Origin of the sequence: Siculibacillus lacustris, from assembly GCF_004328075.1 — a bacterium.
Taxonomy (GTDB): Bacteria; Pseudomonadota; Alphaproteobacteria; order Rhizobiales; family Ancalomicrobiaceae; genus Siculibacillus; species Siculibacillus lacustris.
The window spans coordinates 1-552 of record NZ_SJFN01000099.1 but is presented as its reverse complement, the minus strand read 5'-3'; the positions used below and the strand labels follow the sequence as shown (position 1 = coordinate 552).

At 68.7% G+C, this 552-nt stretch carries 1 protein-coding gene; it reads left to right on the top strand.

Annotated features, from left to right (window positions below):
• Nucleotides 1–552, top strand: a 552-nt coding sequence (locus EYW49_RS22900) for a type I glyceraldehyde-3-phosphate dehydrogenase (protein WP_131312050.1), incomplete at both ends; no start/stop codon positions are given.

Genomic DNA, 552 nt, shown 5'->3' with positions numbered 1-552 from the left:
GTCCGTGTAGCGATCAACGGGTTCGGCCGCATCGGCCGCAATGTCCTGCGGGCGATCGTCGAGTCGGGACGCACCGACATCGAAGTGGTCGGCATCAACGATCTCGGCCCGGTCGAGACCAACGCCCATCTGGTGCGCTACGACAGCGTCCACGGCCGCTTCCCCGGCGTGGTCACCGTCGCCGGCGACACCATCGACGTCGGCCGCGGCCCGATCAAGGTCACCGCCATCCGCGATCCGGCGACGCTCCCCTGGGGCGAACTCGGCGTCGACGTGGCGCTCGAGTGCACCGGCATCTTCACCGCCCGCGACAAGGCCGCTCTGCAGCTCGCCGCCGGCGCCAAGCGCGTGCTGATCTCGGCCCCCGGCGAGAACGCCGACCTGACCGTGGTCTACGGCGTCAACCACGACAAGCTCACCGCCGAGCACCTGATCGTGTCCAACGCCTCGTGCACCACCAACTGCCTGTCGCCGATCGCCAAGGCCCTGAACGACGCCATCGGCATCGACCACGGCTTCATGACCACCATCCACAGCTACACCGGCGACCAG